The sequence below is a fragment of the Dactylosporangium thailandense genome, assembly GCF_059739745.1.
On sequence record NZ_AP029195.1, the window covers coordinates 7,794,031 to 7,817,251 of the forward strand.

Sequence of the window (23,221 nt, forward strand, 5' to 3'; positions counted from 1 at the left end):
GGGCGCGTGAGACTGCAGACGCGCACCGGGGCCTTCGTCGAGTTGCGAGTGATCAAGGCGGCCGGCGAGCCGCTGCTCGTCGAGGGGGCCGTCGACGCGCTCGACGGGCGGGCCTGGCGGTTCCGGGCCCCGGCCCTGACCGCGGAGGAGGCCAAGCGCCTGGCCGACTGGCTGCTCAAGGCCGCGAAGGGCCGCATCGAGCTGCAGGACCGCCTCACGTTCGCGGACCTGTCCTTCACCATCGACGAGCACGAGGTCGGCGAGCCCCGCCTCGTGGTCGGCTTCTCCCGCTCCACCGCCCCCGAGTGGCTCGGCCCCGAGCGCGAGATGACGTTCGACTACCCCGTGACCCTCGACCTGACCACGGAGGCCCTGGAGTCGGCGGCCGTGGACTGGGACCGCGAGCTGCGCCGCCGCTGAGCGTCACATGGGCATCACCAGTGCGCCGGGGCCCCCGGGCTACCATCGCCCAATGCGAAAGCGCTTCGGGGCAATGCTGCTGGTGGCGGCGCTCGCGCTGGCGGGCTGCGGCCAGGACGGGCCGGGTGCGGCCGCTCCCGGCGAGCACGAATCCGCCGCCGCCGGCTCCTCCGCGCCGGGCGGCGCGGAGCCGGACTCGGCCGGCGTCGGCGCCCTCGGGGCCGCCCCCGGCGCGTCGAGCACCGGCCAGGCCGCCGCCGCGGCCCCGTTCGCCTTCGGCAACCCGTCCGGCAAGGCGGCGATCCCGGCCGAGGCCAAGGCCGAGAGCACGGCCCAGCCGACGAAGGTGGTCGGCGACGGCAGCCCGGCCAGCTGCACCTCGGAGAGCTTCGTCTCGGCCGTCTCGGGCGGCGGGGTGATCACGTTCAACTGCGGCCCGGGCGCGGTGACCATCGTGGTCAAGCAGACCGCGAAGGTCCGCAACCGCTCGGCCAAGGTGGTCATCGACGGCGGCGGCAAGGTGACGCTGAGCGGCGAGGGCAAGCGCCGGATTCTGTACCAGAACACCTGCGACAAGAGCCTCGAGTGGACCACCGACCACTGCCAGGACCAGGCGACCCCCGCACTGACGGTGCAGAACATCGTCTTCGCCGACGGCAACTCGACTGGCGACAAGACCGAGGGCGGGGGCGGCGGCGCGATCCTCGTGCGCGGCGGGCGCTTCAAGGCGGTCAACACCAAGTTCGTGCGCAACCGCTGCGACGACACCGGCCCGGACCTGGGCGGCGCCGCGGTGCGGGTGCTCAGCCAGTACCAGAACAAGCCCGTCTACATCGTCGGCAGCACGTTCGGCGGCGCATCCGGCCAGGGCGGCGTGTGCGCGAACGGCGGCGCGCTGAGCAGCATCCAGGTCTCCTGGGTGGTCCTGAACAGCCTCTTCTCCTACAACTCGGCCGTCGGCCGCGGTGCCAACCCGGCCCGCTCCGGCACCCCCGGCGGCGGCAGCGGCGGCGCGATCTACTGCGACGGCGACAACTTCACCGTCAAGCTCGCCGGCACGCTGATCGAGCAGAACAAGGCCAACGAGGGCGGCGGCGCGGTCTTCTTCGTGAGCAACGACCGCACCGGCACCATGTCGATCGAGGGCTCGACCCTGCGCAAGAACCCGAGCGCCGGCTTCGAGACGGACGGCTTCCCCGGCATCTTCTTCCTCGGCGCGAGGCCGCCGTCCGTCTCGGGCTCCACCCTGAGCCGCTAGGTGTCCTGAGCCGCTAGGTGTTCTGAGCCGCTAGGTGTTCTGTGGCCGTGCCGGCTCCTACGAGCGCAGGCAGAGGCAGAGCGGGTGGCCGGCCGGGTCCTGCAGCACCGTGTAGCGCTCGGCGCCCGGCTGGAACTCCGGCTTCGTCGCGCCCAGCTTGAGCGCGCGGGCCTCGGCGTCGGCGAGGTCGTCCACGTAGAAGTCGAGGTGGAACTGCTTCGGCGACGGGCCCTCGGGCCACGTCGGCGCCTCGTACGCGGGCAGCTGCCCGAACCCGATCGACGTCGTGCCGTCGCTGATCATGGCGTACTCGGCCTGGCTGTGCGTCACGTCCCAGCCGAGGACCTCGCTGTAGAAGGTGGCCAGCACCGGCGGCTCGGCGCAGTCGATGTTGACCATGATGAGGCTCGCGAATCCAGTCATGCCCCGATCTTCGCGCCCATTCCTGCCATCTCGTGTCAGGAATACCCGTCCGTGTCAGGACTCCCCGCGCGGCTCGGTGCCGCCGGCCGGGGTCGGGGCGGACCAGTTGCGGCGGATGGCCACCATGCGCAGCACGAACGTCAGGGTGGCGGCCAGCGCGATGGCGATCGGCCGCCGCACGTGCGTCGCGTCCAGCGCCGCGACCGAGGCGCACCCGATCAGCCCGGCCACGGCGTAGATCTCGCGGCGCAGCACCGTCGGGATCTCGCCGGTGAGCAGGTCGCGGGCCAGGCCGCCGCCGATGCCCGTGATCATGCCGATGATGCAGGCGCCGATCGGCGGCAGGCCCGCGTCGAGCGCCTTGAGCGTGCCGGTCACCACGAACAGCCCCAGCCCGGCGGCGTCCAGCACGAGCACCGTCCAGCGCAGCCGGCTCACGGCCGGGTGCAGCCAGAAGGTGGCGGCCGCGGTCAGCACCGCGACCACGGCGTAGCGCCAGTCCACGAACGCGTTGGGCTGGACGTTCACGAAGACGTCGCGCATGATCCCGCCGCCCAGCGCCGCGGTGAAGCCGACGAACACCACGCCGAACAGGTCCAGCCGCTTGGCCACCCCGGCGGTGGCGCCGGAGGCCGCGAACACGGCGATGCCGACGAGGTCGGCGACGAGGAGAGGGCTCACAGGCACCATGTATAACGGCCGCCCGGTGTCCCGGGCGGCCGTTTCACACGCGCGCGTCAGATGTTGTTGATCACCGACATCGTGGCCTCGTGCTGCATCGCCATCATGTCGGAGACGGCGGCCGCGTCGTAGTACCCGCCGTCCGAGGAGCTGCCGCTGTCGGCGCTGCTCACGTCGCCGTCCAGGTTGCCGCCGGAGCCGTCGTAGTCGGCGGCGACCGAGGGGTCCGAGTCGCCGGTCAGGTCCGTGACCTCGCCGGTCCTCGCGTCGTACAGCTGCTCGTAGACGCCGTCGCCGTCGCTGTCGAGGGCCGCGACGTCGAACTGGCCGTCGTGGTCGAGGTCGCCGACGAGCACATTGCTGCCGTCGTCGAGCGTGTAGATCGCCGCCGGGTCGTCGGTGCCGTTGCCGTCGAGGTCGGTGCTGAAGCTCGTGAAGTCGTCGTCGCTCATATCGGTGGTACTCCCAGAATCGCGTCGGAAGAACGTGCGAGAGCCACGCTAGGAGATCGCGGGCGCCGTTCACTCCCCCTTTGCTGCCAAGCCGACAGCGAAAGCGACGCGGGTCACGCACGGGGTTTGCGGCAGGGGCGCCCGGGGGTATCAATCCGTCGATCTCATTCAGAAGGAGGCAGGCAGTGGGCCGGGGTTCCTCGATCGGCGGGGTCATTCTCGTCATTTGGCTGATCATCGGCGTCATCGCGGCGGGTCAGCGCGGCTACTTCAACAGCGACGAGGCGAACTGCGCGAAGGCCGGCACCATCGCGGTCACCATCATCGCGGGGCCGCTGAACTATCTCGGGGTCAACCCGAAGATCAGTTGCGAGCTGCCGCAGCCGTCCAAGTGAGCCGTCGTCGTACATGATCCTCGCGCCTCGCGCTCAGCCGTCTCCCAGCGTGCAGCGGTAACGTTCCGGGATGGACGAGTTCGAGGCGCGCAGGGTCGTCGACGCGCTGCGTCAGCGCGGCGTGCCGGCCCACGTGGAGATGGCGAAGGCCGGGCTGAGCCAGTTCGGCGTCCGGGTGCAGCTGTTCGACGGCCGGGTCGCGGTGTGGGACACCGACGGCACCGCCGGCCTGGAGGCGCAGGTGATGCGCGACGGCATCCTTGTCGGGTTCGTCCCGATGATCGAGGGGTCCGAGCACTTCACCGAGGCGCAGGTCGTCGACGCGATCGCGCGGACCGACTACGACCGGCCGATCGCCCGCCAGCGCACGAGCGCGCCCCCGGCCGCGCCGCCGCTGCCACCGGAGGGCGGCTTCTTCCGCCGGTTCCGCGGCGGGTTCCGCTGAGCCGGGCCGTCAGTCGTTGATCTCGGCGCGCTCGATCTCGGCGAAGGCCCGGGTCAGCAATCCGGCGAAGCTCCGGTCGCCCAGCAGGTCGTCGATGAGCAGCGGCGCGTGGGCCGCGAGCGCGCGCGGCGGCACCGGGGCGTCCTCGCCGGTCTCGTGGATGCCGAGCGCCCCGATCAGCAGCACCACCATGACCTGCGGGTCGACGTCACGCCACTGCCCCGCCGAGCGCACCGCGTGCTCCAGCGCGGCCCGGATGTCGTCGCCGTCGAGCCCGTCCGGGTGCCGCTGCTCCAGCAGCGTGCGCACCACCGCCCCGAGCACCCGCCCGGTCTGCTCCGGGTCGAGCCCGCCGAGCCGCTCGACCGCGTCCGAGTAGGCCGCCTCGTCGCGCGCCCGCGCCGCCTCGACGGCCTCGACCGAGGCGACGGCGATGGCACGGGCGGCGGGCGGCAGGTGCCGCCAGTTCGAGGTCATGCCGAAACCCTAGACAATCGGCGGATGGAACGCTTCGCCGAGCACCGGCCGATGCTCTACGGTCTCGCCTACCGCATGCTCGGCAGCGTCCACGACGCCGAGGACGTGCCGCAGGAGGCCTACCTGCGCTGGAGCGCCGCCGACCGGTCGGACGTCGCCGAGCCCCGCCGCTACCTCACCCGCGTGGTCGCCCGGCTCGCCGTGGACGCGCTGCGGGCCCGGCAGGCGCGGCGCGCTTCAGCACCGACCCGGCCGAGATCGCCCGCCTGCTCGACGGGTTCCTGGCCGCGGCCCGGGAGGGCGACGTCGCGCGGCTCGAGCGGATGCTGCACGACGACGTGGTGGTGTGGAGCGACGGCGGCGGCCTGGCGCGCTCGGCCCGCAACCCGATCCGCGGGCGGGACCGGGCGATCCGGTTCTTCGTCGCGGCGGCCGGTCGCCGCCTCACCGACCGGCCCGCGATCCTCAACGGGCACCCGGCGCTGCTCATCGACGGGCGCCGGCGGTACCCGCTGAGCATCGCCGTGATCGACGGGCGCATCGCGGGCCCCTACCTCGTGCCGAACCCCTCGAAGCTGGCGGGCATCGACGAGTACGCGTGAGGGCTCATCGGTGGCCGGCCCGGCGCAGCAGCAGCACCGTGACGAGGGGCCAGACCGCCTGCGCGCCGGCCGCGAGCCGCTCGGCCAGCCCGACCAGCACCCCGGTGCCCAGGGCCACGGTGAAGAGCAGGACGAGCGCGGCGAGCGCCAGGGCCGCCGGGACCATCACGCCGGCCGGGGGCCGGGCCGCCGCCGCGCCCGGGTTGCGCCACAGGGCCGGCCACAGCGCGAGGCAGGCGAACGCGATCGTGGCGGCCGCCTGGTGCGGGCCCGACGTGCCGCCGGCGGGCAGCGGGAACGCGGCGACGAGCACGGTCGCGACCCCGCCCACGCCGAGCATCACCCGGGCGGGCACCGCGATCGAGTCCAGCCCGCGCGCGGTGACCACGTGGCAGATCCCGACGCCGAGCAGCGCCAGCGTCATCACCCAGCGGTGGTCGGCCTCGACCCCGGCCAGGGCGCTGATCGTCTCGCGCAGCGAGTCGAACCCGCCGGCCTGCACGGCCGCGGCGATCGTCCACCCGCCGACGAGCAGGACGGGCGCGGCGGCGGAGGACCACAGGGCGTACCGGCGCATGCGACGAGTATGACGGCCGCAACTTAAGTCGCGCACGACTGAATCGCGCGATAGGCTTCTGCTCGTGGACGTCCTCCCACTCGACCGGCAGGTCTGCTTCGCGCTCTACACCGCCACCCGCGCGGTCACGGCGCGCTACCGGCCCCTGCTCGACGACCTCGGCCTGACTTACCCGCAGTATCTGGTCCTACTCGCGCTGTGGGAGCAGGACCAGCGGACGGTCAAGGACCTCGGCGCGGCGCTGCGGCTGGACTCCAGCACGCTCTCGCCGCTGCTGAAGCGCCTCGAGGCGGCCGGCCTCGTGGCCCGGGAGCGGCGCGCCGACGACGAGCGCTCGGTCACCGTGCGCCTCACCGCCGAGGGTTCGGCGCTGCGGACGCGGGCGGCCGGCATCCCGGCCCGCCTGGTCTGCGACGGCGGCCTCGGCCTGGGCGAGCTCGAGGAGCTCCGCGACACCCTCGTGCGGCTCACCGCCGCACTCCAGCGACAGGGAGAAATCGATGCAGGTGCTCTACACCGCTGAGGTCACCGCGTCCGGTGACGGACGCAACGGACACGTGACGAGCTCCGACGGGATCCTCGACCTCGACGTGCGCATGCCCAAGGAGATGGGCGGCGCGGGCGAGGCGACCAACCCCGAGCAGCTCTTCGCGGCCGGCTACGCGGCCTGCTACCACAGCGCGCTGCGCAGCGTGGCCCGCCGCCAGAGCGCGCTCCCGGCGGTCGAGGGCTCGCAGGTGCAGGCGCGGGTCGGCATCGGCCCGAACGACGCCGGCGGCTTCGGCCTCGAGGTGTGGCTCACGGTGACCCTCCCGGCCACGGACGCGGCGACCGCCCAGGCCCTCGCCGACGCCGCGCACCAGGTCTGCCCCTACTCCAACGCCACCCGCGGCAACATCGAGGTGCACATCGAGGTCTCGGCATGAGCGAGCAGAACCGGGTCTGGTATCTCGCGGCGCGCCCCGACGGGTTTCCGTCCACTTCGGACTTCGAGCTGAGGACGGAGCCGGTGCCGCAGCCCGGCCCCGGGCAGGTGGTCGTCCGCAACGAGGTGATGTCCGTCGACCCCGCGATGCGCGGCCGGATGAACGACGTGAAGTCCTACGTCGCGCCCTTCCAGCTCGGCGCCCCGCTGGACGGCGGGGCCGTCGGCACCGTGGTGGCGTCGCAGAGCCCGGACGTCGAGGTCGGCGCGAGCGTCCTGCACGGGCTCGGGTGGCGGGAGTATGCGCTGCTCGACGCCGAGCGCGTCCGCGAGGTCGACACCGCGGCCGCCCCGGCCTCGGCCTACCTCGGCGTGCTCGGCATGCCCGGCCTGACCGCCTACGCCGGCCTGCTCGACGTGGCCCGGATGCGCCCCGAGGAGACGGTGTTCGTCTCCGGTGCGGCCGGGGCCGTCGGCACGCTGGTCGGGCAGATCGCCCGGCTGCGCGGCGCCCGCCTCGTGATCGGCTCGGCCGGGTCGGCGGAGAAGGTGCGCTACCTCACCGAGGAGCTCGGCTTCGACGCCGCCTTCAACTACCGCGACGGAGACATCCGCACCCAGCTCAAGCGCCTCGCGCCGGACGGCATCGACGTCTACTTCGACAACGTCGGCGGCGAGCAGCTCGAGGAGGCGCTGTTCCGGATGAACCTGCACGGGCGGATCGCGGTCTGCGGGGCGATCTCGCAGTACAACACTCCCGACGCCAAGGGCATCCGCAACCTGAGCCTGCTCATCAGCAAGCGCCTCACGATGCAGGGCTTCCTCGTGCTCGACCACTGGTCGCGCCGCGAGGCCTTCACCGAGGAGATGGTGGGCTGGCTGCGGGAGGACAAGGTCAAGGTCGCCGAGACGTTCGTGGACGGCATCGACCACGCCGTGGACGCCTTCCTGGGCATGCTCAAGGGCGAGAACCTCGGCAAGATGGTCGTCCGGCTCGGCGGTGGCGCGTAACGCCGCGCTGGGACTCGCGGCGCTGTTGGGCGCGGCCGGGGTGACGCACTTCGCGAAGCCCCGGCCCTACGACGCGATCGTGCCGCGCTCGCTGCCGGGGCCGGCGCGGGCGTACACCTACGGCAGCGGCGCCGCCGAGCTCGCCCTGGCCGCCAGGCTGCTGCACCCGCGCACCCGCCGCGCGGCCGGGCTCGCGGCCGCGGGCTTCTTCGCGGCCGTCTTCCCCGCCAGCGTGCGGATGTCCTGCCGAACGACATCTGATTGGCGGCACGCGACGCCGGCGCGGCGGGCCGTGGCCTGGGGCCGCCTGCCGCTGCAGATCCCGCTCGTGTGGTGGGCCCTGCGGGCGGCTCAGGAGGAGGCCGGCCCGATCGGCAGGTGGAGCTGGAAGGCCACCTCCGTGTAGTGGATCGCCGGGGGCGGCAGCGCCTGCAGCTGCCGCTCCAGCACCACCAGCAGCTCCCGCGGCGGCGCGATCGGGCGGGCCATGATGCGCACGGCCACGGGACGGTTCGGGGCCAGGCGGAACTCGACCATGAGCTCCTCGGTGTGGTGGCGCACGCCCGCGAAGAGCCCCTCGACCACCCGCCGGGCCCGGTCGAGGAAGTCGCTGAGCTCGGCCGGGGTGGTCGCCTGCCGCAGCTGCTCCTCGCTGGTGAGCAGCACGATGCGGCCCGGCGGCCGCGGCGCCTGCGGGCTCCCGGTGGCCGCGGCCATCGTGGTGGCCGCCGGGACGCCGTTGAGCAGCGTCGGCGGCAGGGCGTTCACCGCGTCCGGGCCCTCCGCGGCCGGGGCCGTCTCCGGCGAGCCGTCGCTGACCCGGAACGCGACCGCGCGCACGGCCCCGCCGGGCAGCCCGATCTCGACCGGGCGGCCGGCCTCCACGGCCTGCAGCAGGCGGGCGTGCATGGCGCCGGTCAGCAGGACCGCGAAGCCGTCCTCGACCTGGCGGGCCGTCGGCGGCCGGGGCCCCTCCCCCGCCACGCGGCCGGTCCCCCCGAGCGTCGCGTCGCGGATGATGAGCAGGAAGTTGCAGGCGAGCCGGGTGGCCCGCTCGCCCCCGGGCGCCACGATCGCGGCCGGGCCCGACTGCCCGGGCGCCCACACGTAGGTCTTCGGGGTGCCGGCCAGCCCCGGCAGGTAGGCGCAGACCTCCGGCGCCTCCCGCATCGCGTCGCGCAGCGCGGGCAGCTCCTCGGCCGCCACCGACAGCTCCAGCCGGTCGCCGTCGTGCACGACGCGCAGGAACGGCAGGTTGTACGCGGGCGCGCGGGACAGCATCGTGGCCGCCCGGAACTCGGCGTCGTCGAGCACCGGGGCGCGCCCGGGCCGGAACCACCACGGGTGCGGGTAGTACCGCTCCTGCGCGCCGAGCAGCGCGAGCACCCGGGCGTGGCCGAAGCGCTGCACCACCGCGGTCTCCCCGCCCAGCAGCGGCAGCGCGATCAGCGGCGGCCGGGGCAGGTCCACAGTGGACGACAGGGCGGCGGGCGGGTCGGCGTAGACGAAGCCGGTGACCCGCTCGTCGACGTCGACCCCCGGCCGGCCGAAGACGCTCACGTCGCCGGCGTCGACCAGCCGGCCCTCGGCGGCGAAGCGGTGCACGGTGCGGGCCATGGTGAGCGGGAAGCCCGCCGCGGGCGCGCCGGTGCGCGCGACGGCGAAGACCATCTCGCGCTGGCCGTGCCGCTCGAGCCCGTCGGTGGTGTAGAGCAGGGCGGGCAGCATGCCGGAGGCCGTGCGGATGCCACCCTCGTCGATGGCGACCGACAGCTCGCCGGGGATGAGGACCTCCCGGCCGACGGGTAACGCGGAGCCCACGGGGCCGATCATGCCACCCGGACGCAAACTCCCCGGGGGCCCGTTGAAACGTTCCGGGGCCGGGGCCACGATGAGAGCATGCGCGTTGGTGCGATGCAGATGACGTCGGAGCCCCCGGCCGGCTACGTCGCGTTCGTCACCCGGCACCTCGAGCCGCTGCGCCGCGACTCCTCCCGGGTCGTCGGCGGCGACGAGGACGCCGACCATCTCTACGTCGACGTGCTCACCGACGTGGCGACGCGCTGGCCCTGGCTGGAGCTGCGGCGCACCCGGCTGGGGCGGCCGGGCGCGGCCGAGGAGTTCCTGGACCGGACCTTCCACCGCCGCTGCGAGCGCTGGACCCTGGCCGACCGGCACGAGCCCGATCCCGGGCACGACGACGAGCACCAGATCACGGTCACGCCGGAGCGCGACGAGCGGCCGGGGCCGGACCGCCGGGTGCCGGTCAGCAACGCCGTGCGCCGCGCCCCGCTCGTGCTCCCCCGGCCGCAGCCGCGCGCCCGCACGTTCATCGCCGGGCCGACGTCCGAGGCGGCGATCGCCTGGTGGCACGCGTACGAGAACATCCGCCGGCGCCGGTTCGTCTACGCCGGTTTCGTCGTGCTCGTGCTGCTGCTGGCGCTCGCCCAGTGCGGCGGCCCGGCCTCCGAGCTGTAGGCACAGAACATGTAGCCATGCTACTCGTAAAAAGCGCGAAAAGTTCCCGAACGTGGGCAACGCCGCTTTCGTGTGGACCGATGCGCGTGCGCGCCCCGAGCGGCGATAGAACAGCCATGTGGAACCGTTGACCGTTCTCGCCGAGGCCGCGACACCGGGGGACTTCGCGGCCGCACGAACGCAGATGGCCCTGTCCCTCGGCTGGCACATCATCATCGCGAGCTTCGGCGTCGCGATGCCCGCGATCACCCTGTTCATGGAGTGGAGGGGGCACCGGACCGGGCAGGTCGAGTACCGCCTCCTGGCCCGCCGCTGGGCCCGCGCGATGGGCGTGCTCTTCGCCGTCGGGGCCGTCTCCGGCACGATCCTGAGCTTCGAGATGGGGCTGCTCTGGCCGGGCCTCATGGGCACCTACGGCCAGGTGATCGGGCTGCCCTTCACGCTGGAGGGCTTCGCCTTCTTCGTCGAGGCCATCTTCCTCGGCATCTACCTCTACGGCTGGGACCGGCTCCCGGCCAAGGTCCACATGTGGTCGGCGGTGCCGATCCTGCTGGCCGGCATCGTGGGCACCTTCTGCGTGGTCAGCGCCAACGCCTGGATGAACCAGCCGCGCGGCTTCGACCTGGTGGACGGCAAGATCACCGGGGTCGACCCGCTCGGCGCGATGTTCAACCCGGCCACCGGCCCCCAGTCGGTGCACATGCTCGTCGCCGCGTTCATGGTCACCGGCTTCTGCATGGCCTCCGTCTACGCCGTCGGCCTGCTGCGCGGGCGCAACGACCGCTACCACCGCCTCGGCTTCCTGGTGCCGTTCACCGTCGCCGCCGTGATGGCCCCGGTCCAGGTCGGCGTCGGCGACTGGGCCGCGCACTTCGTCGCCGACTACCAGCCGGTCAAGCTGGCCGCGATCGAGGGGGTGTACGAGACCCAGCGGGGCGCGCCGCTGCACGTCGGCGGGGTCGCGATCGACGGGGAGATGCGCTACGCCATCGAGATCCCCAACGCCCTGAGCCTGCTGGCCCACTGGGACCCGGACGCGGAGATCACCGGGCTGAACACGGTGCCGGCGGACCAGCGCCCGCCGGTCAACATCGTGCACTGGTCGTTCCAGCTCATGGTCGGGGCCGGCTTCGCCATGCTGGGCGTCGCCGCCCTGTTCGCCTTCATCTGGCGATGGCGGCGCGGCTGGCTCACCAACCGCTGGTTCCTGCGCGCCGCCGCGCTGTGCGGCCCGGCCGCCGTCCTCGCCCTCGAGGCCGGCTGGACCACCACCGAGACCGGCCGGCAGCCGTGGGTCGTCTACGGGGTCCTGCGCACCCACGACGCCGTGAACACCGCCCCCGGACTGCGCACCGGGCTTGTCGTGCTGACCATCGTGTACGCCCTGCTGACCGTCGCCACCGTCTTCGTGCTCCGCCGCCTGGCCAGGGACCGGCCGGTGCCCGTCGCGCCGCAGGAGTCCGACGTCGACACCTTCCCGGTGCCGTGATGCGGGCCGCCGACGCGCTCCTGGTCGTGCTCTTCGCGGCCGTCACCGCCTACGCCCTCTTCGGCGGCGCCGACTTCGGCGCCGGGTTCTGGGACCTCTTCGCCGGCGGCGCCCGCTCGGGCCGGCGCCGGCGCTCCCTCATCGAGCACGCGATCGGCCCGGTGTGGGAGGCCAACCACGTCTGGCTCATCTTCGCCGTGGTGCTGCTGTGGACCGGCTTCCCGGCCGTCTTCGCGGGCGTGGCCGCGACCATGTACGTGCCGCTCACGGGGGCCGCGCTGGGCATCATCGGCCGCGGCGCCGGGTTCGCGTTCCGCAAGACCAGCGACACCGTCGGCCGGGAGCGGCTGTTCGGCGCCCTGTTCGCGTTCTCCTCGCTCGTGACCCCGTTCTGCTTCGGCGCCGTGGCCGGCGGCATCGCCTCCGGGCGCGTCCCGCCCTGGACGGCCGGGCGGGGCGACCTGCTCACGTCGTGGTGGAACCCGACCTCGGTGGCGACCGGGGCGCTCGCGGTGGCCGTGTGCGCGTACCTCGCCGCCGTCTTCCTCTGCCGCGACGCCGAGCGCCACGACCCGGACCTCGTCGCGGGGATGCGCCGCCGGGCGCTCTGGGCCGGGGCCGGCACCGGGGTCCTCGCCGTGGCCGGGCTGCTCGTCGTGCGGGCCGACGCCGGCTGGCTGGCCGACCGGCTGCTGCGCCCGGTGCCGGCCGCGCTCGTGGCGCTCTCGGCGCTGGCCGGGCTGGCCTCGATCGCGCTGCTGGCGGCCGGCCGCTACGTGGCCGTGCGGCTCACCGCGGGCCTCGCCGTGGCCGCGGTGCTCTGGGGCTGGGCGGCGGCGCAGCACCCGTACCTGCTCCCGCCCGCCACCACGATCTCCGCCACGGCCGCGGCCCCGGCCGTGACACGCGCCACCCTGTGGGCCGTCCTCGGCGGTGCCGCCGTGCTCGCACCGTCGCTGTGGTGGCTGTTTCGGCTGTTTCAGTCGCCCGCGCCCGATTCGTCCAGCCAGAGGGCCGACACCGATCGTTGACGAAGCCTGCTATCGTCCGCCGAAGCTATGACTGACATCAGGAGGATGCGGCGCTGGAGCGCGGCGGCGGCTGCCGTCGCGGCCCTCGGCGTCGGCCTGATCGGGGCCGCCGCGACGCCCGCCTGGGCCGCCGACCAGCTCGAGATCAAGGTCGACAACAGCGTCCAGGGCAAGGTCGGCGACAAGGTCCAGGTCCGCTTCGTGGTCAAGAACAACACGAAGCAGCCGGTCACCGGCGTGACCGTGGCCATGGCGGCGCCGGGCAACGCGGTGCTGGACCCGGCCGACAACCCCGGCTGCGCGGTCGGCAGCGGCGGACGGGCGGCGACCTGCCGCTCCAGCGGCACCCTGGCCGCCGACAAGTCCGCCAGCGGCCAGTTCACGCTCACCGTGAAGACCGCCGGGCAGGCCGCCGGGCGCGTCCAGGTCGAGCACGGCAACGCCGACAACTTCCAGCTGCGCGCCACCGGCGGCCCGACCCCGTCGGCGACGGGGAAGTCGGCCAAGCCGACCAAGACCTCGAGCCTGTCGGCCAGCGAGACGCCGGGCATCAGCGACGACGGCAGCTTCGGGGTGCCCGAGGCCGGCAACGGCGTCGCCATCGAGACCACCGGGCCGGCCACGAACCGCACCAACGGCAGCGGCGGCGGGATGAGCATGGGCCTGTGGGTCGGCATCATCGCCATCGTCGGCGCGCTCGGCCTGATCGGCAGCCTCTTCTACTTCCGGCGCAAGGACCGCAACGAGCCCGACACGGGCATGCACCCGGTCGTCCCGGCGCCGCAGGGCTTCTACGGCTCCCAGCCGCAGCCCACGACCTACGGCACGCCGCCCCAGCCGCAGACCTACGGCTCCCCGGCCGCGCAGACGCAGATGATCAACCCGGGCCTCGGCGGGCCGCCGGGCCCCACCCAGATCATCCAGCCCGGCAACGGCCCCGTTCCCGGTGCTGGACCCGGCCCGGGACCCGCTCCCGGCAACGACCAGACCGTCATCTTCCGCCGCCCCGAAGACCTCTAGCCGGCGGTGAACAAGGCCGCGCTCGGCACGGCCCTCGTCTTCACAGCCAGCGGCGCGATCGTCGGCGGCTGGGTGTCGCGCATCCCCGCGGTCGTCGAGCGGCTCGGCATCGGCCCGGGCGAACTCGGCCGGGCCCTGCTCGCCCTCGGCCTCGGCTCGCTGGTCTCCATGCCCGTGACCGGGCACGCCTGCCGCCGCTTCGGCAGCCGCGCCTGGGTGGCCGGCACCGCGCTCGTCTCCGCCGCCGCCCTCGCCGCGGCCGGGCTCGCGGGCTCGCTGTGGACGCTCGCCGGGGCGCTGTTCGCGCTCGGGCTCGCGTACGGCTCCTGGGACGTGGCCATGAACGTGCAGGGCAGCTTCGTGGACCGGCGCGCGGGCCGGGAGTGGATGCCGCGGTACCACGCCTGCTGGAGCCTCGGCTCGATCGGCGGGGCGGCGGCCGGATCCCTCGCGGCCCGCACGGGGCTGGGCGCCGGGCCGCACCTCGCGGGGGCCGCGGTGGTGTCGCTGGCGGTGACGTACGCCGGACTGACCCTCTTCCTCGACGAGCGCACGGACGGGCGCACCGAGGCCGGGGCCGCCGCGGCACACGCGCGCCGGCGACTCTCCGCGGGCCGGGCGCTGCTGCTCATCGGGCTGGCCACGCTGTGCGCGACGGTCGTCGAGGGCGCCGCGGGCGACTGGCTCGCGCTCTTCCTGCACACCGGGCGGGGGCTCTCGCAGTCCTCGGCGGCGCTGGGGTACACCCTCTTCGCCACCGCCATGACCGTGGGCCGGTTCGCGGGCAGCACCGCCGTCGCCCGCCTCGGCCGGGCCCGCGCCGTCCGGCTCGGCGCGCTGCTCGGCGTGGCCGGGATCGCCGCCGCCGTGCTCGCCCCGGGCACCGGGCCGATGTACGCCGGGGCCCTGCTCTGGGGCCTGGGCGTGTGCCTGGTGTTCCCGGCCGCGGTCAGCGCCGCCGGGGAGACCGACCGGCCCGCGGAGGCGATCGCGCTCGTGACGAGCATCGGCTACGGCTCGCTCCTGGTCGGCCCGCCGCTCATCGGCGCCCTGGCCGACGCGATCGGGCTGGGCCGGGCGCTGCTGGGCCTGGCCGGGCTCGCCGCCGCCATCGCGGTGCTCGCCCCGGTGCTGCGCGGCCGGGACCGCGATCAGCCCGGCAGCGCGTCCATCGCCCGGTAGATCCGCACGTCGGACACCGGGTAGGCGGTGCCGAGAGCCTGCGCGAAGAGCCCGACCCGCAGCTCCTCGATCATCCAGCGGATCTCGCGCAGCTGGGGCGTCATGGTCATGGAGGACACCAGCTGGTCGTACTCCTGCTGCACCTCCTGCACCGTGAGCATCCGCTCGCGGTCGCGCCCGGTGTCGGTCGGCACCTTCTCCAGGCGCCGCTCGATGCCGCGCAGGTAGCGCTCCAGGTCCGGCAGGCGCTGCCAGCCGGTGTCGGTGACGAAGCCGCGGTACACCAGTCGGCTCAGCTGCCCGCGCATGTCGGTCAGGGCCGGCAGCAGCAGCGGGTTCTTGGTGCGGGCCAGGCGCTGCTCGACGTCGTAGGCCGCGGCCAGGATCTTGCGCACGCTGCCGACCACGTCGAGGGTCAGGTCGACGAGGTCGGCCCGCACCTTGTCCCGCAGCGCGGCGAACCCGGCCTCGTCCCAGGCCGGCCCGCCCGCGTCGGTCATGAGCTGGTCCACGGCGCAGGCCGCGCAGTCCTCGAGCAGGTCGACGGCGTTGCGGTGCGGGTTGCGGCTCAGCGCCAGCTTGGCCTCGTTCGACAGGCGGCCCTGCACGAACCGCGCCGGCGGCGGGAGCGTGAGCTGCAGCAGGCGGCGGGTGCCGCGCCACATCTCGTACTCCTGCCGCGCGGGCAGGTCGAAGGCCTGCACCGCGACCGAGGCGCCCTCGTCGACCAGGGCCGGATAGACGGTGAGGGTGTGCCCGGCGACCGTGCGCGACAGGCTGCGCGGCAGGGTGCCGAACTCCCAGCTCGTGGCGCCCTTGCGGGTCACGTCCACGGCCGCCTCGGCGACCGTCTCGCGCACCTTGGGGGCGAGGCGCTCGCGCAGTACCGCCGCGTCCTTGCCCTCCCCGAGGACCTTCCCGGCGTCGTCGACGACGCGGAAGGTCATCTTCAGGTGCTCGGGCACCTTCGACCAGTCCCACTCGGCGCGCGGCACCGAGACCCCGGTCATGCGCCGCAGCGCCAGCTCGAGCGCGTCGAGCAGCTCGCCGTCGCGGGGCGCCATGTCGGCGAGGGCGTCGCGGGCGGTGTCGGGGGCCGGGACGAAGTTGCGCCGGGTCGCCTTCGGCAGCGACTTGATGAGCGCGGTCACGAGCTCCTCGCGCAGCCCCGGCACCTGCCAGGCGAAGTCGCCGGCGCGCACCTGGCCGAGCAGCGGCAGTCCGATGTGGACGGTCACGCCGTCGGCCTCGGTGCCGGGCTCGAACTGGTACGTGAGCGCGAAACGGCGCCCGTCCTGCTCCCAGGCGTCCGGGTACTGCGCCTGCTGCACCGCGTCCGCGCCGGCGTTGACGAGCATCGCCGGGTCGAACGTGAGCAGGTCCGGGGACTCCCGGCGGGTCTTCTTCCACCAGCTGTCGAAGTGGCGGCCGGAGACCACCTCCTCGGGCAGCCGGCCGTCGTAGAACTCGAACAGCGTCTCGTCGTCGACGAGCAGGTCGCGGCGGCGGGCCCGGGCCTCGAGCTCCTCCACCTCGCCGAGCAGCCGGCGGTTCTCGGCGAAGAAGGCGTGCTGGGTCTCCCAGTCGCCCTCGACCAGCGCGTGCCGGATGAACAGCTCGCGGGACAGCGCCGGGTCGATGCGGCCGTAGTTGACCTTCCGGTTGGTGACGATCGGCACCCCGTAGAGCGTCACCCGCTCGACCGCCATCACCGCGGCCTGCTTGCGCTCCCAGTGCGGCTCGCTGTACTGCCGCTTCACGAGGTGCTGGGCCAGCGGCTCGATCCACTCGGGCTCGATGCGGGCCACCACCCGGGCCCACAGCCGCGTGGTCTCGACCAGCTCGGCGGCCATCACCCAGCGGGGCGTCTTGCGGAACAGCGCGGAGCCCGGGTTGACGGCGAAGCGGGCGTTGCGGGCGCCGAGATACTCGTGCTTGTCCGCCTCCTTGAGCCCGATCTGCGACAGCAGCCCGGCGAGCAGCGAGACGTGGATCGCCAGCGGCGCCGCGGGCTGCTCGTTCGGCGTCACGTCCATCGTCTTGAGCACCTGGCGGAGCTGGCTGTAGATGTCCTGCCACTCGCGCACGCGCAGGTAGTTGAGGTATTCGGCCCGGCACAGCTTGCGGAACTGGTTGCTGGAGAGCTCCCGCTGCTGCTCCTGCAGGTAGTTCCACAGGTTCAGGTAGCCGACGAAGTCCGAGTCCTTGTCGGCGAAGCGGGCGTGCGACTGCTGGGCCTGGGCCTGCTTGTCGGCCGGGCGCTCGCGCGGGTCCTGGATGGACAGCGCCGCGGTGATCACCATGACCTCGCGCACGCAGCCGTTCTTCTCCGCCTCCAGCACCATGCGGGCCAGCCGCGGGTCGACCGGCAGCTGGGACAGGCGGCGGCCCAGCGGGGTCAGGTGCGGGCCCGGCTCGAGCGCGCCGAGCTCCTCCAGCAGCTGCACGCCGGCGGTGACGTTGCGCCGGTCGGGCGGGTCGATGAACGGGAACGCGCCCAGGTCGCCGAGGCCGAGCGAGATCATCTGCAGGATGACCGACGCCAGGTTGGTGCGCAGGATCTCCGGGTCGGTGAACTCCGGCCGGGCATTGAAGTCGTCCTCGCTGTAGAGCCGGATGCACACGCCGTCGGACGTGCGCCCGCAGCGGCCCTTGCGCTGGTTGGCCGAGGCCTGCGAGACGGGTTCGATGGGCAGGCGCTGCACCTTCAGGCGGTGGCTGTACCGCGAGATGCGCGCCGTGCCGGGGTCCACGACGTATTTGATGCCGGGGACGGTCAGCGAGGTCTCGGCCACGTTGGTCGCCAGCACCACCCGGCGGCCGGAGTGCGGCTGGAAGACCCGGTGCTGCTCGGCGAAGGAGAGCCGGGCGAACAGCGGCAGGATCTCGGTGTTCGGCAGGTCCAGCTTGGTCAGCGCGTCGGCGGCGTCGCGGATCTCGCGCTCGCCGCTGAGGAAGACGAGCACGTCCCCGGGGCCCTCGTCCTGCAGCTCCATGACGGCCATGCAGATCGCGTCGAACTGGTCGACCTCCTCGGCCCCCTCGTCGGGCGCCTCGAGGGGCCGGTAGCGCACCTCGACCGGGTAGGTGCGCCCCGACACCTCCACGATGGGCGCGTCGCCGAAGTGCCGCGAGAACCGCTCCGGGTCGATCGTCGCCGACGTGATGATGATCTTCAGGTCGGGGCGGCGGGGCAGGAGCTGTTTGAGGTACCCGAGGATGAAGTCGATGTTCAGGCTGCGCTCGTGGGCCTCGTCGATGATGAGCGTGTCGTAGCGGCGCAGCAGCCGGTCCTGCTGGATCTCGGCCAGCAGGATGCCGTCGGTCATCACCTTGACCATGGTCTGGTCCGAGGACTGGTCGGTGAAGCGCACCTTGAAGCCGACGGTCGCGCCCAGCTCGGTGCCGAGCTCCTCGGCGACGCGCTCGGCCACGGTGCGGGCCGCGATCCGCCGCGGCTGGGTGTGGCCGATCTGGCCGGTCACACCGCGGCCGAGCTCGAGACAGATCTTGGGCAGCTGGGTCGTCTTGCCCGACCCGGTCTCGCCCGCCACGATCACCACCTGGTGGTCGCGGATCTTCGCCAGGATCTCGTCCTTGCGCTGGCTGACCGGCAGCTGCTCGGGGTAGCTGATCTCGGGCCGGGCGGCGCGGCGGGCGGCGACGCGCTGCTCGGCGCGCTCGACGTCGGCCTTGATGGCCTCGGCGATCGCCTGCGCGTTCCTGGAGCGCTTCGCCCCGTCGATCCGGCGTCGCAGCCGATGCTGGTCCTGGGGCATGAGCCCGGTGAGGCGAGCGCGAAGCTCGCTCAGGCTGGTCGGCTGGGGCGTTTCAGACATGACGCTCGCAAGGATAGGCACCCGGCGCCGGGATTGCCCGTCGATTTTGCCGGGGTGCCCGGTTTCTCGCCGACACGTGGCGGGCCGCCGTGACGGTCCGTCACTCCTGCCACTAACGTCACACCCATGGCGATGCCCGCGGTCCCCTTCCAGCCGTCACCCTCCGGCGTGCGCCCCGCCCCGCGTCACGCGGCCGAGGGCCGCACCTTCTCCGCCGGCACCTTCGCCACCGGCGCGTTCCCGACGGTCTCCCCCGCCCGCCCGGGACCGGCCCGGCCCCGCCCGCCGCGGGCCCTGACGCTGGGCACGCTGGACGAGGACGACCTCCGCGACGACGCCGCCTACCAGGCCATCGGCTTCTACGACCTGGCCCTGACCGGCCGCAGCGCCAAGTCGGCCCAGTTCGTGCAGTGCCGGTTCAACCGCGCCGACCTGACCGGCACCGCCCTGTCCGGCGCGATCCTCACCGACTGCCTGCTCGAACGCACCGCGCTCGACCACGTGCACGCCGATCACTCCGTCCTGCACCGCGTCACGCTGCGCGACTGCGGCCTCGCCGACCTGCAGTGGCTGGGCGGGACGCTGCGGGACGTGACGGTGCGCGACTGCCGGGCGGAGCGCAGTGTGTTCCGCGACGCCCAGCTGCACGCGGTGTTCTTCACCTCGACCGACCTGACCGGCGCCGACTTCACCGACGCCGACCTGACCGGGGCCACGTTCAGCGGCTGCGACCTCTCCGGCGCGACCTTCTCCGGCGCCGCCGCCGGGGGCGCGCGCTTCGAGTCGTGCACGCTGGCGGGCGCGACGGGCGTCGAGGGCCTGGCCGGCGCGACCATGACCGGCGTGGACGCCGACGAGCTCCTCGGCCTCTTCGCCGCGGCCCTGAAGATCACCCTGGCGGATGACTGACGGCTATCCGACTATCGCGGCCACCCGAGCTGCCCGGCCTTGCGCGCGGTGACCTCGATCTCGATGCGCATCCGGGGGTCCGACAGCCCGCACACCTGCATGGTCGCGGCCGGCCGCACCTCGCCCATCCACCGCTGGAGCACCGGGAAGCACGGCTCGAAGTCGGCCGCGTCGGGCAGCAGGTAGCGCACGCGCACCACGTCGGCCGGGGACGCCCCCGCCGCCCGCAGCGCCGCGTCGATGTTGCGCCAGCACTGCTCGGCCTGCTCGACCACGTCGCCGGAGATGGTCATCGTGGCGTAGTCGAAGCCGGTCGTGCCGGAGACGTGCACCCAGTCGCCGTCCACGACCGCGCGGGAGTAGCCGATCTCCCGCTCGAACGCCGACCCGCTGGAGATCAACCGCCGCTCGCTCATGCCTCAGACGCTAGACGGCAGCTGCCCGAGCTGGCGCATCAGGTCGACGTCGTCGCTCATCACCCAGATGTCCGCGATCCGCCCGTCGCGCACGGTCAGGATGTCGTTGACCCGGATCCGCAGCCGCCGGCCGGTCGCGGCGACCGTGCCCAGGGGCGTGTCGTAGGGCCCGGCGTGCCGCACGTGCATGAAGAACCCGATCACGATCCGGTCCCCGGTCTCGATCCGGTGCACGAGCTCGGTGCGCCGGTCCGCGAACGCCGCCTGCAGCGCCCGGGCGCGGGCCACGAGCCCGTCGGCGGAGACGGGCACGCCGTTGACGGCCACGGGGTCGGCGTAGAACCGCCGGAAGTCCGCGGCCGGATCCGCCCGCTCGTCGATCGGCGTGTCCCAGAGCGCCAGCACGGCATCGATGTCCATGGCTTCCACTGTGCCGGAGCGGGGCCCGCGCCCTGGCATGCTTGTCCGCATGCCGTCGCCAGTGAACCGCCAGGCCGAAGCACGCGTGCGGTACAGCCGCGAGCAGCTGCTGGCCGCCGCGGACCGGCTCCTGCCCGACGTCATCGCGCCCGGGCTCGACGTCCTGCTCTGCGGCATCAACCCGGGGCTGTGGTCGGCGGCGAGCGGGCACCACTTCGCCCGGCCCGGCAACCGGTTCTGGCCGGCGCTGCACCGCTCCGGCTTCACCCCGCGGCAGCTGCGCCCCGACGAGCAGGAGCTGCTGCCCGGCTGGGGGCTGGGCATCACGAACCTCGCCGCCCGGGCCACCGCGCGGGCCGACGAGCTGAGCCGCGACGAGCTCGCGGCGGGCGGCGCGATCCTGCGCGCGAAGGTCGAAGCGTTCGCCCCGCGCTGGCTCGCCGTCCTCGGCGTCACCGCGTTCCGGGTCGCGTTCGGCGTGCGGGCCGCGAAGGTCGGGCCGCAGGAGTCGGACGTGCTCGCCCCCACACGGCTGTGGATCCTGCCGAACCCGAGCGGGCTGAACGCCCACTACCAGCTGCCGGAGCTCGCCGCGGAGTTCGCCCGGCTGCGGGAGGCGGCTCAGGCCGGCTCAGCCGGCGGCTCGTAGCGGCCGCCCCGCTGCGGGAGGTGGGCTCAGGCCAGCTCGGCCGGCGGCTCGTAGCGGGCGGCCCGCTCCGCGAGCAGCCGGCCGAAGACGCCGCTCGCGTGCCCGCAGTCGGCGCAGACGAAGTTGTCGTCCAGCCGCGGGCCGCCGCAGTGGTCGCAGCGCCCCCGGTCGCGCGGGTCGGCGTAGGCCCGCAGCGCCGCCGCGAGGGCCTTCGCGACCGACGCGCGCAGGGCGATCACCTGCTCGCCGACCCGCACCTCGGCGACCGCCGGCCCGGGCGCGGGGTCGTACACGTCGATGCGCTCGTTGAACTCCCGCAGGGCCCGCGCCACCAGATCGTCCACGCACCCGACCCTACCGCCCGGGCAGCAGGAGGTTCACGTCGCCGAACTCGTGCCAGAGGTAGCGCTCGCGCACGGCCGCGTCGTACGCCGCGGCCAGCACCGCCGGCGCGGCCACCGCGGCGAGCAGGTCGAGGTGCGAGGCGCGCGGCTCGTGGAAGCCGGTCAGCAGGCCGTCGACCACGGTGACGCCGCGGTCCGGGGTCACGACGAGGCCGGTGTAGCCCTCGCGGGCCGCGACCGTCCCGCCCGGCGCGGCCGCGCTCTCCAGCGCGCGCACCGCCGTGGTGCCCACGGCGATGATCCGCCCGCCGGCCGCCCGGGCGTCGTTGACCAGGCGGGCCGTCGTGGGCGGGACGGCGAACCACTCCGGGTAGGGCCGCTCGTGTGCCTCCGGCGAGGCGACCCCGGTGTGCAGCAGCAGCGGGGCGAACTGCACGCCCGCGGCGACCAGGCGGGTCACGACCCGCTCGCTGAACGGGCGCGCGGCCGAGGGCATCTCGGCGCTGCCGGGCTCGCGGGCGAAGACGGTCTGGTAGGCCGCCAACGGCCACCGCCGGCGCACGTAGGGATAGCGGATCGGCTCGCCGTACCGCCGCAGGAACTCCGGCACGGGCCCGGGCGTGCGCACGGCGGCGGCCCACAGCCGCCCGTGCGTGTAGGGCTCCTCGAGCGTGACACCCGCCCCGCCGGGCAGCCGCAGCTCGCCCGGCGCCCCGGGGTGGGGCCGCCGGTCCGGGCCCCGCACCTCGACCGCCCACCGCCCGTCGGGCAGGCGGGTGGAGAAGTGCAGGCTCAGCGGTACCCCCACCACGCGCACGGCCGCCGCGAGCGTCCCGGACGTGTTGACGACCAGCACGTCCCCGGCCCGCAGCAGCTCCGGCAGCGCGTCGAACCGGTGGTGCGACAGGCCCTGCGGGGACGCGACCAGCAGCCGCACCTCGTCGCGGGCCAGCCCGCGCGCCTCCGGGGGCTCCCGCGCCTCCAGCTCCGCCGGCAGCGCGAAGTCCAGCACCGCCGTCACAGCTTCACGCGTCCCGACGCCGGCAGCGCGAAGTCCAGCACCGCCGTCACAGCTTCACCCGCCCCGACGCCGGCCGCGCGGCGAGCAGCCGCAGAAACGCGGGCGCGACGGTCTCGGGCCCGGGCCGGTCGCCGATGTCCTCGCCCGGGAACGCCTCCTGGTGCATCTGCGTGCGCAGGTCGCCGGGGTCGGCCCACCACACGCGCAGCTTCGGCTCCTCCGCGGCGAGCACGTTGCTGAGCTGCTCGACGGCGGCCTTGGCGGCGCCGTAGCCGCCCCAGCCCGGGTAGGCGCCCACGGCCGCGTCCGAGCTGATGTTCACGACCGCGCCGCCGTGGTCGCGCAGCGCGGGCAGGGCGAGCTGGGTGAGCGCGAGCGGCGCGACGAGGTTCACCTCGAGCACGTCGCGCAGCGCGTCCGCCGGGTAGTCGGCCAGCGCCGGCTGCGGGCTCGGCCCGAGGATGCCCGCGTTGTTCACGAGCAGGTCGAGCCGCCCGGTCTCCAGCGCGGTCTCGACGAGCCGCGCCCGGTGCCACGAGTCCGTGACGTCGCCGGGGACGGCCCGGACGCCGCCGTGGCCGGCCGGGTCGAGGGTCCGCCCGTCGCCGAAGACGGTCCAGCCCGCCTCCGCCAGCGCGTTGGCGAGCGCCCGGCCCAGCCCGCGCGAGACTCCGGTGACGATGGCGGTTCCTGGTGTGGTGTCCATGGGCGTGTCCATGGCTTCGACGCTAGGAAGGATGCGGGCCCGTGCCATCGG

General features: G+C 74.1%; 28 protein-coding genes and 1 pseudogene. 17 read left to right on the forward strand and 12 right to left on the reverse strand.

The window, feature by feature from the left end:
- Nucleotides 1–6: 6 nt before the first annotated feature.
- Together AC6JBM_RS34565 and AC6JBM_RS34570 are read left to right on the forward strand one after the other, a co-directional pair.
- Entirely contained in the window at nt 7–420 is a 414-nt protein-coding gene (locus AC6JBM_RS34565; protein ID WP_497978172.1) for a WapI family immunity protein, read from the forward strand.
- A 52-nt stretch (nt 421–472) separates the two neighbouring features.
- Entirely contained in the window at nt 473–1,678 is a 1,206-nt protein-coding gene (locus tag AC6JBM_RS34570) for a hypothetical protein (RefSeq protein ID WP_497978173.1), read from the forward strand.
- Nucleotides 1,679–1,735: 57 nt separating this feature from the next.
- On the opposite strand, the gene AC6JBM_RS34575 is transcribed toward AC6JBM_RS34570, so the two are convergent.
- From AC6JBM_RS34575 to AC6JBM_RS34585, 3 genes are read right to left on the reverse strand one after another with little or no spacing between them, the layout of a single operon-like run.
- Nucleotides 1,736–2,101, reverse strand: a complete 366-nt coding sequence (locus tag AC6JBM_RS34575) for a VOC family protein (RefSeq protein ID WP_497978174.1) — start codon at nt 2,099–2,101, stop codon at nt 1,736–1,738.
- Between the two features lie 54 nt (nt 2,102–2,155).
- The gene (locus AC6JBM_RS34580) at nt 2,156–2,791 is read right to left on the reverse strand and encodes a trimeric intracellular cation channel family protein (protein WP_497978175.1); all 636 of its coding nucleotides are present in this window, start codon (nt 2,789–2,791) and stop codon (nt 2,156–2,158) included.
- 47 nt (nt 2,792–2,838) lie between these two features.
- The gene (locus AC6JBM_RS34585) at nt 2,839–3,234 is read right to left on the reverse strand and encodes a hypothetical protein (protein ID WP_497978176.1); all 396 of its coding nucleotides are present in this window, start codon (nt 3,232–3,234) and stop codon (nt 2,839–2,841) included.
- Between the two features lie 185 nt (nt 3,235–3,419).
- Between AC6JBM_RS34585 and AC6JBM_RS34590 the strand changes: the two genes are divergently transcribed.
- Both AC6JBM_RS34590 and AC6JBM_RS34595 read left to right on the forward strand, forming a co-directional pair.
- Nucleotides 3,420–3,629 (forward strand): hypothetical protein, encoded by a 210-nt coding sequence (locus AC6JBM_RS34590; RefSeq protein WP_350621916.1) that lies wholly within the window; start codon nt 3,420–3,422, stop codon nt 3,627–3,629.
- A 70-nt stretch (nt 3,630–3,699) separates the two neighbouring features.
- Nucleotides 3,700–4,074: a hypothetical protein gene (locus AC6JBM_RS34595; protein ID WP_350621914.1), complete on the forward strand. Its 375-nt coding sequence runs from the start codon at nt 3,700–3,702 to the stop codon at nt 4,072–4,074.
- Between the two features lie 9 nt (nt 4,075–4,083).
- Here the strand turns inward: AC6JBM_RS34595 and AC6JBM_RS34600 are convergent, their stop codons facing one another.
- Complete coding sequence (locus AC6JBM_RS34600) at nt 4,084–4,551, reverse strand: hypothetical protein (RefSeq protein WP_497978177.1); 468 nt, start codon at nt 4,549–4,551, stop codon at nt 4,084–4,086.
- A gap of 75 nt (nt 4,552–4,626) precedes the next feature.
- Here AC6JBM_RS34600 and AC6JBM_RS34605 point away from each other — a divergent pair.
- Together AC6JBM_RS34605 and AC6JBM_RS34610 are read left to right on the forward strand one after the other, a co-directional pair.
- Nucleotides 4,627–4,716, forward strand: a pseudogene (locus AC6JBM_RS34605) (RNA polymerase subunit sigma); the annotation flags it as partial.
- A gap of 158 nt (nt 4,717–4,874) precedes the next feature.
- Nucleotides 4,875–5,153: a hypothetical protein gene (locus AC6JBM_RS34610; protein WP_497986766.1), complete on the forward strand. Its 279-nt coding sequence runs from the start codon at nt 4,875–4,877 to the stop codon at nt 5,151–5,153.
- A gap of 4 nt (nt 5,154–5,157) precedes the next feature.
- On the opposite strand, the gene AC6JBM_RS34615 is transcribed toward AC6JBM_RS34610, so the two are convergent.
- Nucleotides 5,158–5,730 carry a DUF998 domain-containing protein gene (locus AC6JBM_RS34615; RefSeq protein ID WP_497978178.1) on the reverse strand — a complete coding sequence of 191 codons (573 nt, stop codon included), beginning with the start codon at nt 5,728–5,730 and terminating at the stop codon, nt 5,158–5,160.
- 58 nt (nt 5,731–5,788) lie between these two features.
- On the opposite strand from AC6JBM_RS34615, the gene AC6JBM_RS34620 reads away from it, so the two are divergent.
- From AC6JBM_RS34620 to AC6JBM_RS34635, 4 genes are read left to right on the forward strand one after another with little or no spacing between them, the layout of a single operon-like run.
- On the forward strand, nt 5,789–6,253 hold the full coding sequence (locus AC6JBM_RS34620) for a MarR family winged helix-turn-helix transcriptional regulator (protein ID WP_497986575.1): 465 nt from the start codon (nt 5,789–5,791) through the stop codon (nt 6,251–6,253).
- Nucleotides 6,231–6,656: an organic hydroperoxide resistance protein gene (locus AC6JBM_RS34625; protein WP_497978179.1), complete on the forward strand. Its 426-nt coding sequence runs from the start codon at nt 6,231–6,233 to the stop codon at nt 6,654–6,656. Before AC6JBM_RS34620 ends, AC6JBM_RS34625 begins: the two co-directional genes overlap by 23 nt.
- Nucleotides 6,653–7,666: an NADP-dependent oxidoreductase gene (locus AC6JBM_RS34630; RefSeq protein WP_497978180.1), complete on the forward strand. Its 1,014-nt coding sequence runs from the start codon at nt 6,653–6,655 to the stop codon at nt 7,664–7,666. The genes AC6JBM_RS34625 and AC6JBM_RS34630 overlap by 4 nt, the downstream gene beginning before the upstream one ends.
- On the forward strand, nt 7,656–8,072 hold the full coding sequence (locus AC6JBM_RS34635) for a DoxX-related protein (protein WP_497978181.1): 417 nt from the start codon (nt 7,656–7,658) through the stop codon (nt 8,070–8,072). Before AC6JBM_RS34630 ends, AC6JBM_RS34635 begins: the two co-directional genes overlap by 11 nt.
- Here AC6JBM_RS34635 and AC6JBM_RS34640 read toward each other — a convergent pair.
- Nucleotides 8,018–9,487 (reverse strand): hypothetical protein, encoded by a 1,470-nt coding sequence (locus AC6JBM_RS34640; RefSeq protein WP_497978182.1) that lies wholly within the window; start codon nt 9,485–9,487, stop codon nt 8,018–8,020. The genes AC6JBM_RS34635 and AC6JBM_RS34640 overlap by 55 nt on opposite strands.
- A gap of 78 nt (nt 9,488–9,565) precedes the next feature.
- On the opposite strand from AC6JBM_RS34640, the gene AC6JBM_RS34645 reads away from it, so the two are divergent.
- From AC6JBM_RS34645 to AC6JBM_RS34665, 5 genes are all read left to right on the forward strand, one after another.
- Nucleotides 9,566–10,144: a hypothetical protein gene (locus tag AC6JBM_RS34645; protein WP_497978183.1), complete on the forward strand. Its 579-nt coding sequence runs from the start codon at nt 9,566–9,568 to the stop codon at nt 10,142–10,144.
- A gap of 118 nt (nt 10,145–10,262) precedes the next feature.
- Nucleotides 10,263–11,633: a cytochrome ubiquinol oxidase subunit I gene (locus tag AC6JBM_RS34650; RefSeq protein ID WP_497978184.1), complete on the forward strand. Its 1,371-nt coding sequence runs from the start codon at nt 10,263–10,265 to the stop codon at nt 11,631–11,633.
- Nucleotides 11,633–12,664 carry a cytochrome d ubiquinol oxidase subunit II gene (locus tag AC6JBM_RS34655; protein WP_497978185.1) on the forward strand — a complete coding sequence of 344 codons (1,032 nt, stop codon included), beginning with the start codon at nt 11,633–11,635 and terminating at the stop codon, nt 12,662–12,664. The genes AC6JBM_RS34650 and AC6JBM_RS34655 overlap by 1 nt, the downstream gene beginning before the upstream one ends.
- Nucleotides 12,665–12,691: 27 nt before the next feature.
- Complete coding sequence (locus AC6JBM_RS34660; protein WP_497978186.1) at nt 12,692–13,684, forward strand: hypothetical protein; 993 nt, start codon at nt 12,692–12,694, stop codon at nt 13,682–13,684.
- A gap of 6 nt (nt 13,685–13,690) precedes the next feature.
- Nucleotides 13,691–14,866 carry an MFS transporter gene (locus tag AC6JBM_RS34665; RefSeq protein ID WP_497978187.1) on the forward strand — a complete coding sequence of 392 codons (1,176 nt, stop codon included), beginning with the start codon at nt 13,691–13,693 and terminating at the stop codon, nt 14,864–14,866.
- Here AC6JBM_RS34665 and hrpA read toward each other — a convergent pair.
- Nucleotides 14,836–18,705 carry an ATP-dependent RNA helicase HrpA gene (hrpA, locus tag AC6JBM_RS34670; RefSeq protein WP_497978188.1) on the reverse strand — a complete coding sequence of 1,290 codons (3,870 nt, stop codon included), beginning with the start codon at nt 18,703–18,705 and terminating at the stop codon, nt 14,836–14,838. The two genes, AC6JBM_RS34665 and hrpA, sit on opposite strands and share 31 nt — an antisense overlap.
- A gap of 126 nt (nt 18,706–18,831) precedes the next feature.
- Here hrpA and AC6JBM_RS34675 point away from each other — a divergent pair, with 126 nt between their 5' ends.
- A complete protein-coding gene (locus tag AC6JBM_RS34675) occupies nt 18,832–19,614 on the forward strand; it encodes a pentapeptide repeat-containing protein (protein WP_350621889.1) in 783 nt (260 codons plus the stop codon).
- An 11-nt stretch (nt 19,615–19,625) separates the two neighbouring features.
- Here the strand turns inward: AC6JBM_RS34675 and AC6JBM_RS34680 are convergent, their stop codons facing one another.
- Both AC6JBM_RS34680 and AC6JBM_RS34685 read right to left on the reverse strand, forming a co-directional pair.
- Nucleotides 19,626–20,030: a RidA family protein gene (locus AC6JBM_RS34680; RefSeq protein WP_497978189.1), complete on the reverse strand. Its 405-nt coding sequence runs from the start codon at nt 20,028–20,030 to the stop codon at nt 19,626–19,628.
- Nucleotides 20,031–20,033: 3 nt separating this feature from the next.
- Entirely contained in the window at nt 20,034–20,450 is a 417-nt protein-coding gene (locus AC6JBM_RS34685; protein ID WP_497978190.1) for an ester cyclase, read from the reverse strand.
- 49 nt (nt 20,451–20,499) lie between these two features.
- Between AC6JBM_RS34685 and mug the strand changes: the two genes are divergently transcribed.
- Nucleotides 20,500–21,099, forward strand: a complete 600-nt coding sequence (gene mug / locus AC6JBM_RS34690; protein ID WP_497978191.1) for a G/U mismatch-specific DNA glycosylase — start codon at nt 20,500–20,502, stop codon at nt 21,097–21,099.
- Between the two features lie 26 nt (nt 21,100–21,125).
- On the opposite strand, the gene AC6JBM_RS34695 is transcribed toward mug, so the two are convergent.
- Genes AC6JBM_RS34695 through AC6JBM_RS34705 form a run of 3 tightly spaced genes read right to left on the reverse strand, consistent with a single transcriptional unit; the run spans nt 21,126 to nt 23,182 of the window.
- Nucleotides 21,126–21,443, reverse strand: a complete 318-nt coding sequence (locus AC6JBM_RS34695; protein ID WP_497978192.1) for a hypothetical protein — start codon at nt 21,441–21,443, stop codon at nt 21,126–21,128.
- Between the two features lie 10 nt (nt 21,444–21,453).
- A complete protein-coding gene (locus tag AC6JBM_RS34700) occupies nt 21,454–22,464 on the reverse strand; it encodes an S-adenosylmethionine:tRNA ribosyltransferase-isomerase (RefSeq protein WP_497978193.1) in 1,011 nt (336 codons plus the stop codon).
- Between the two features lie 46 nt (nt 22,465–22,510).
- On the reverse strand, nt 22,511–23,182 hold the full coding sequence (locus tag AC6JBM_RS34705; protein WP_497978194.1) for an SDR family NAD(P)-dependent oxidoreductase: 672 nt from the start codon (nt 23,180–23,182) through the stop codon (nt 22,511–22,513).
- Nucleotides 23,183–23,221: the final 39 nt, after the last annotated feature.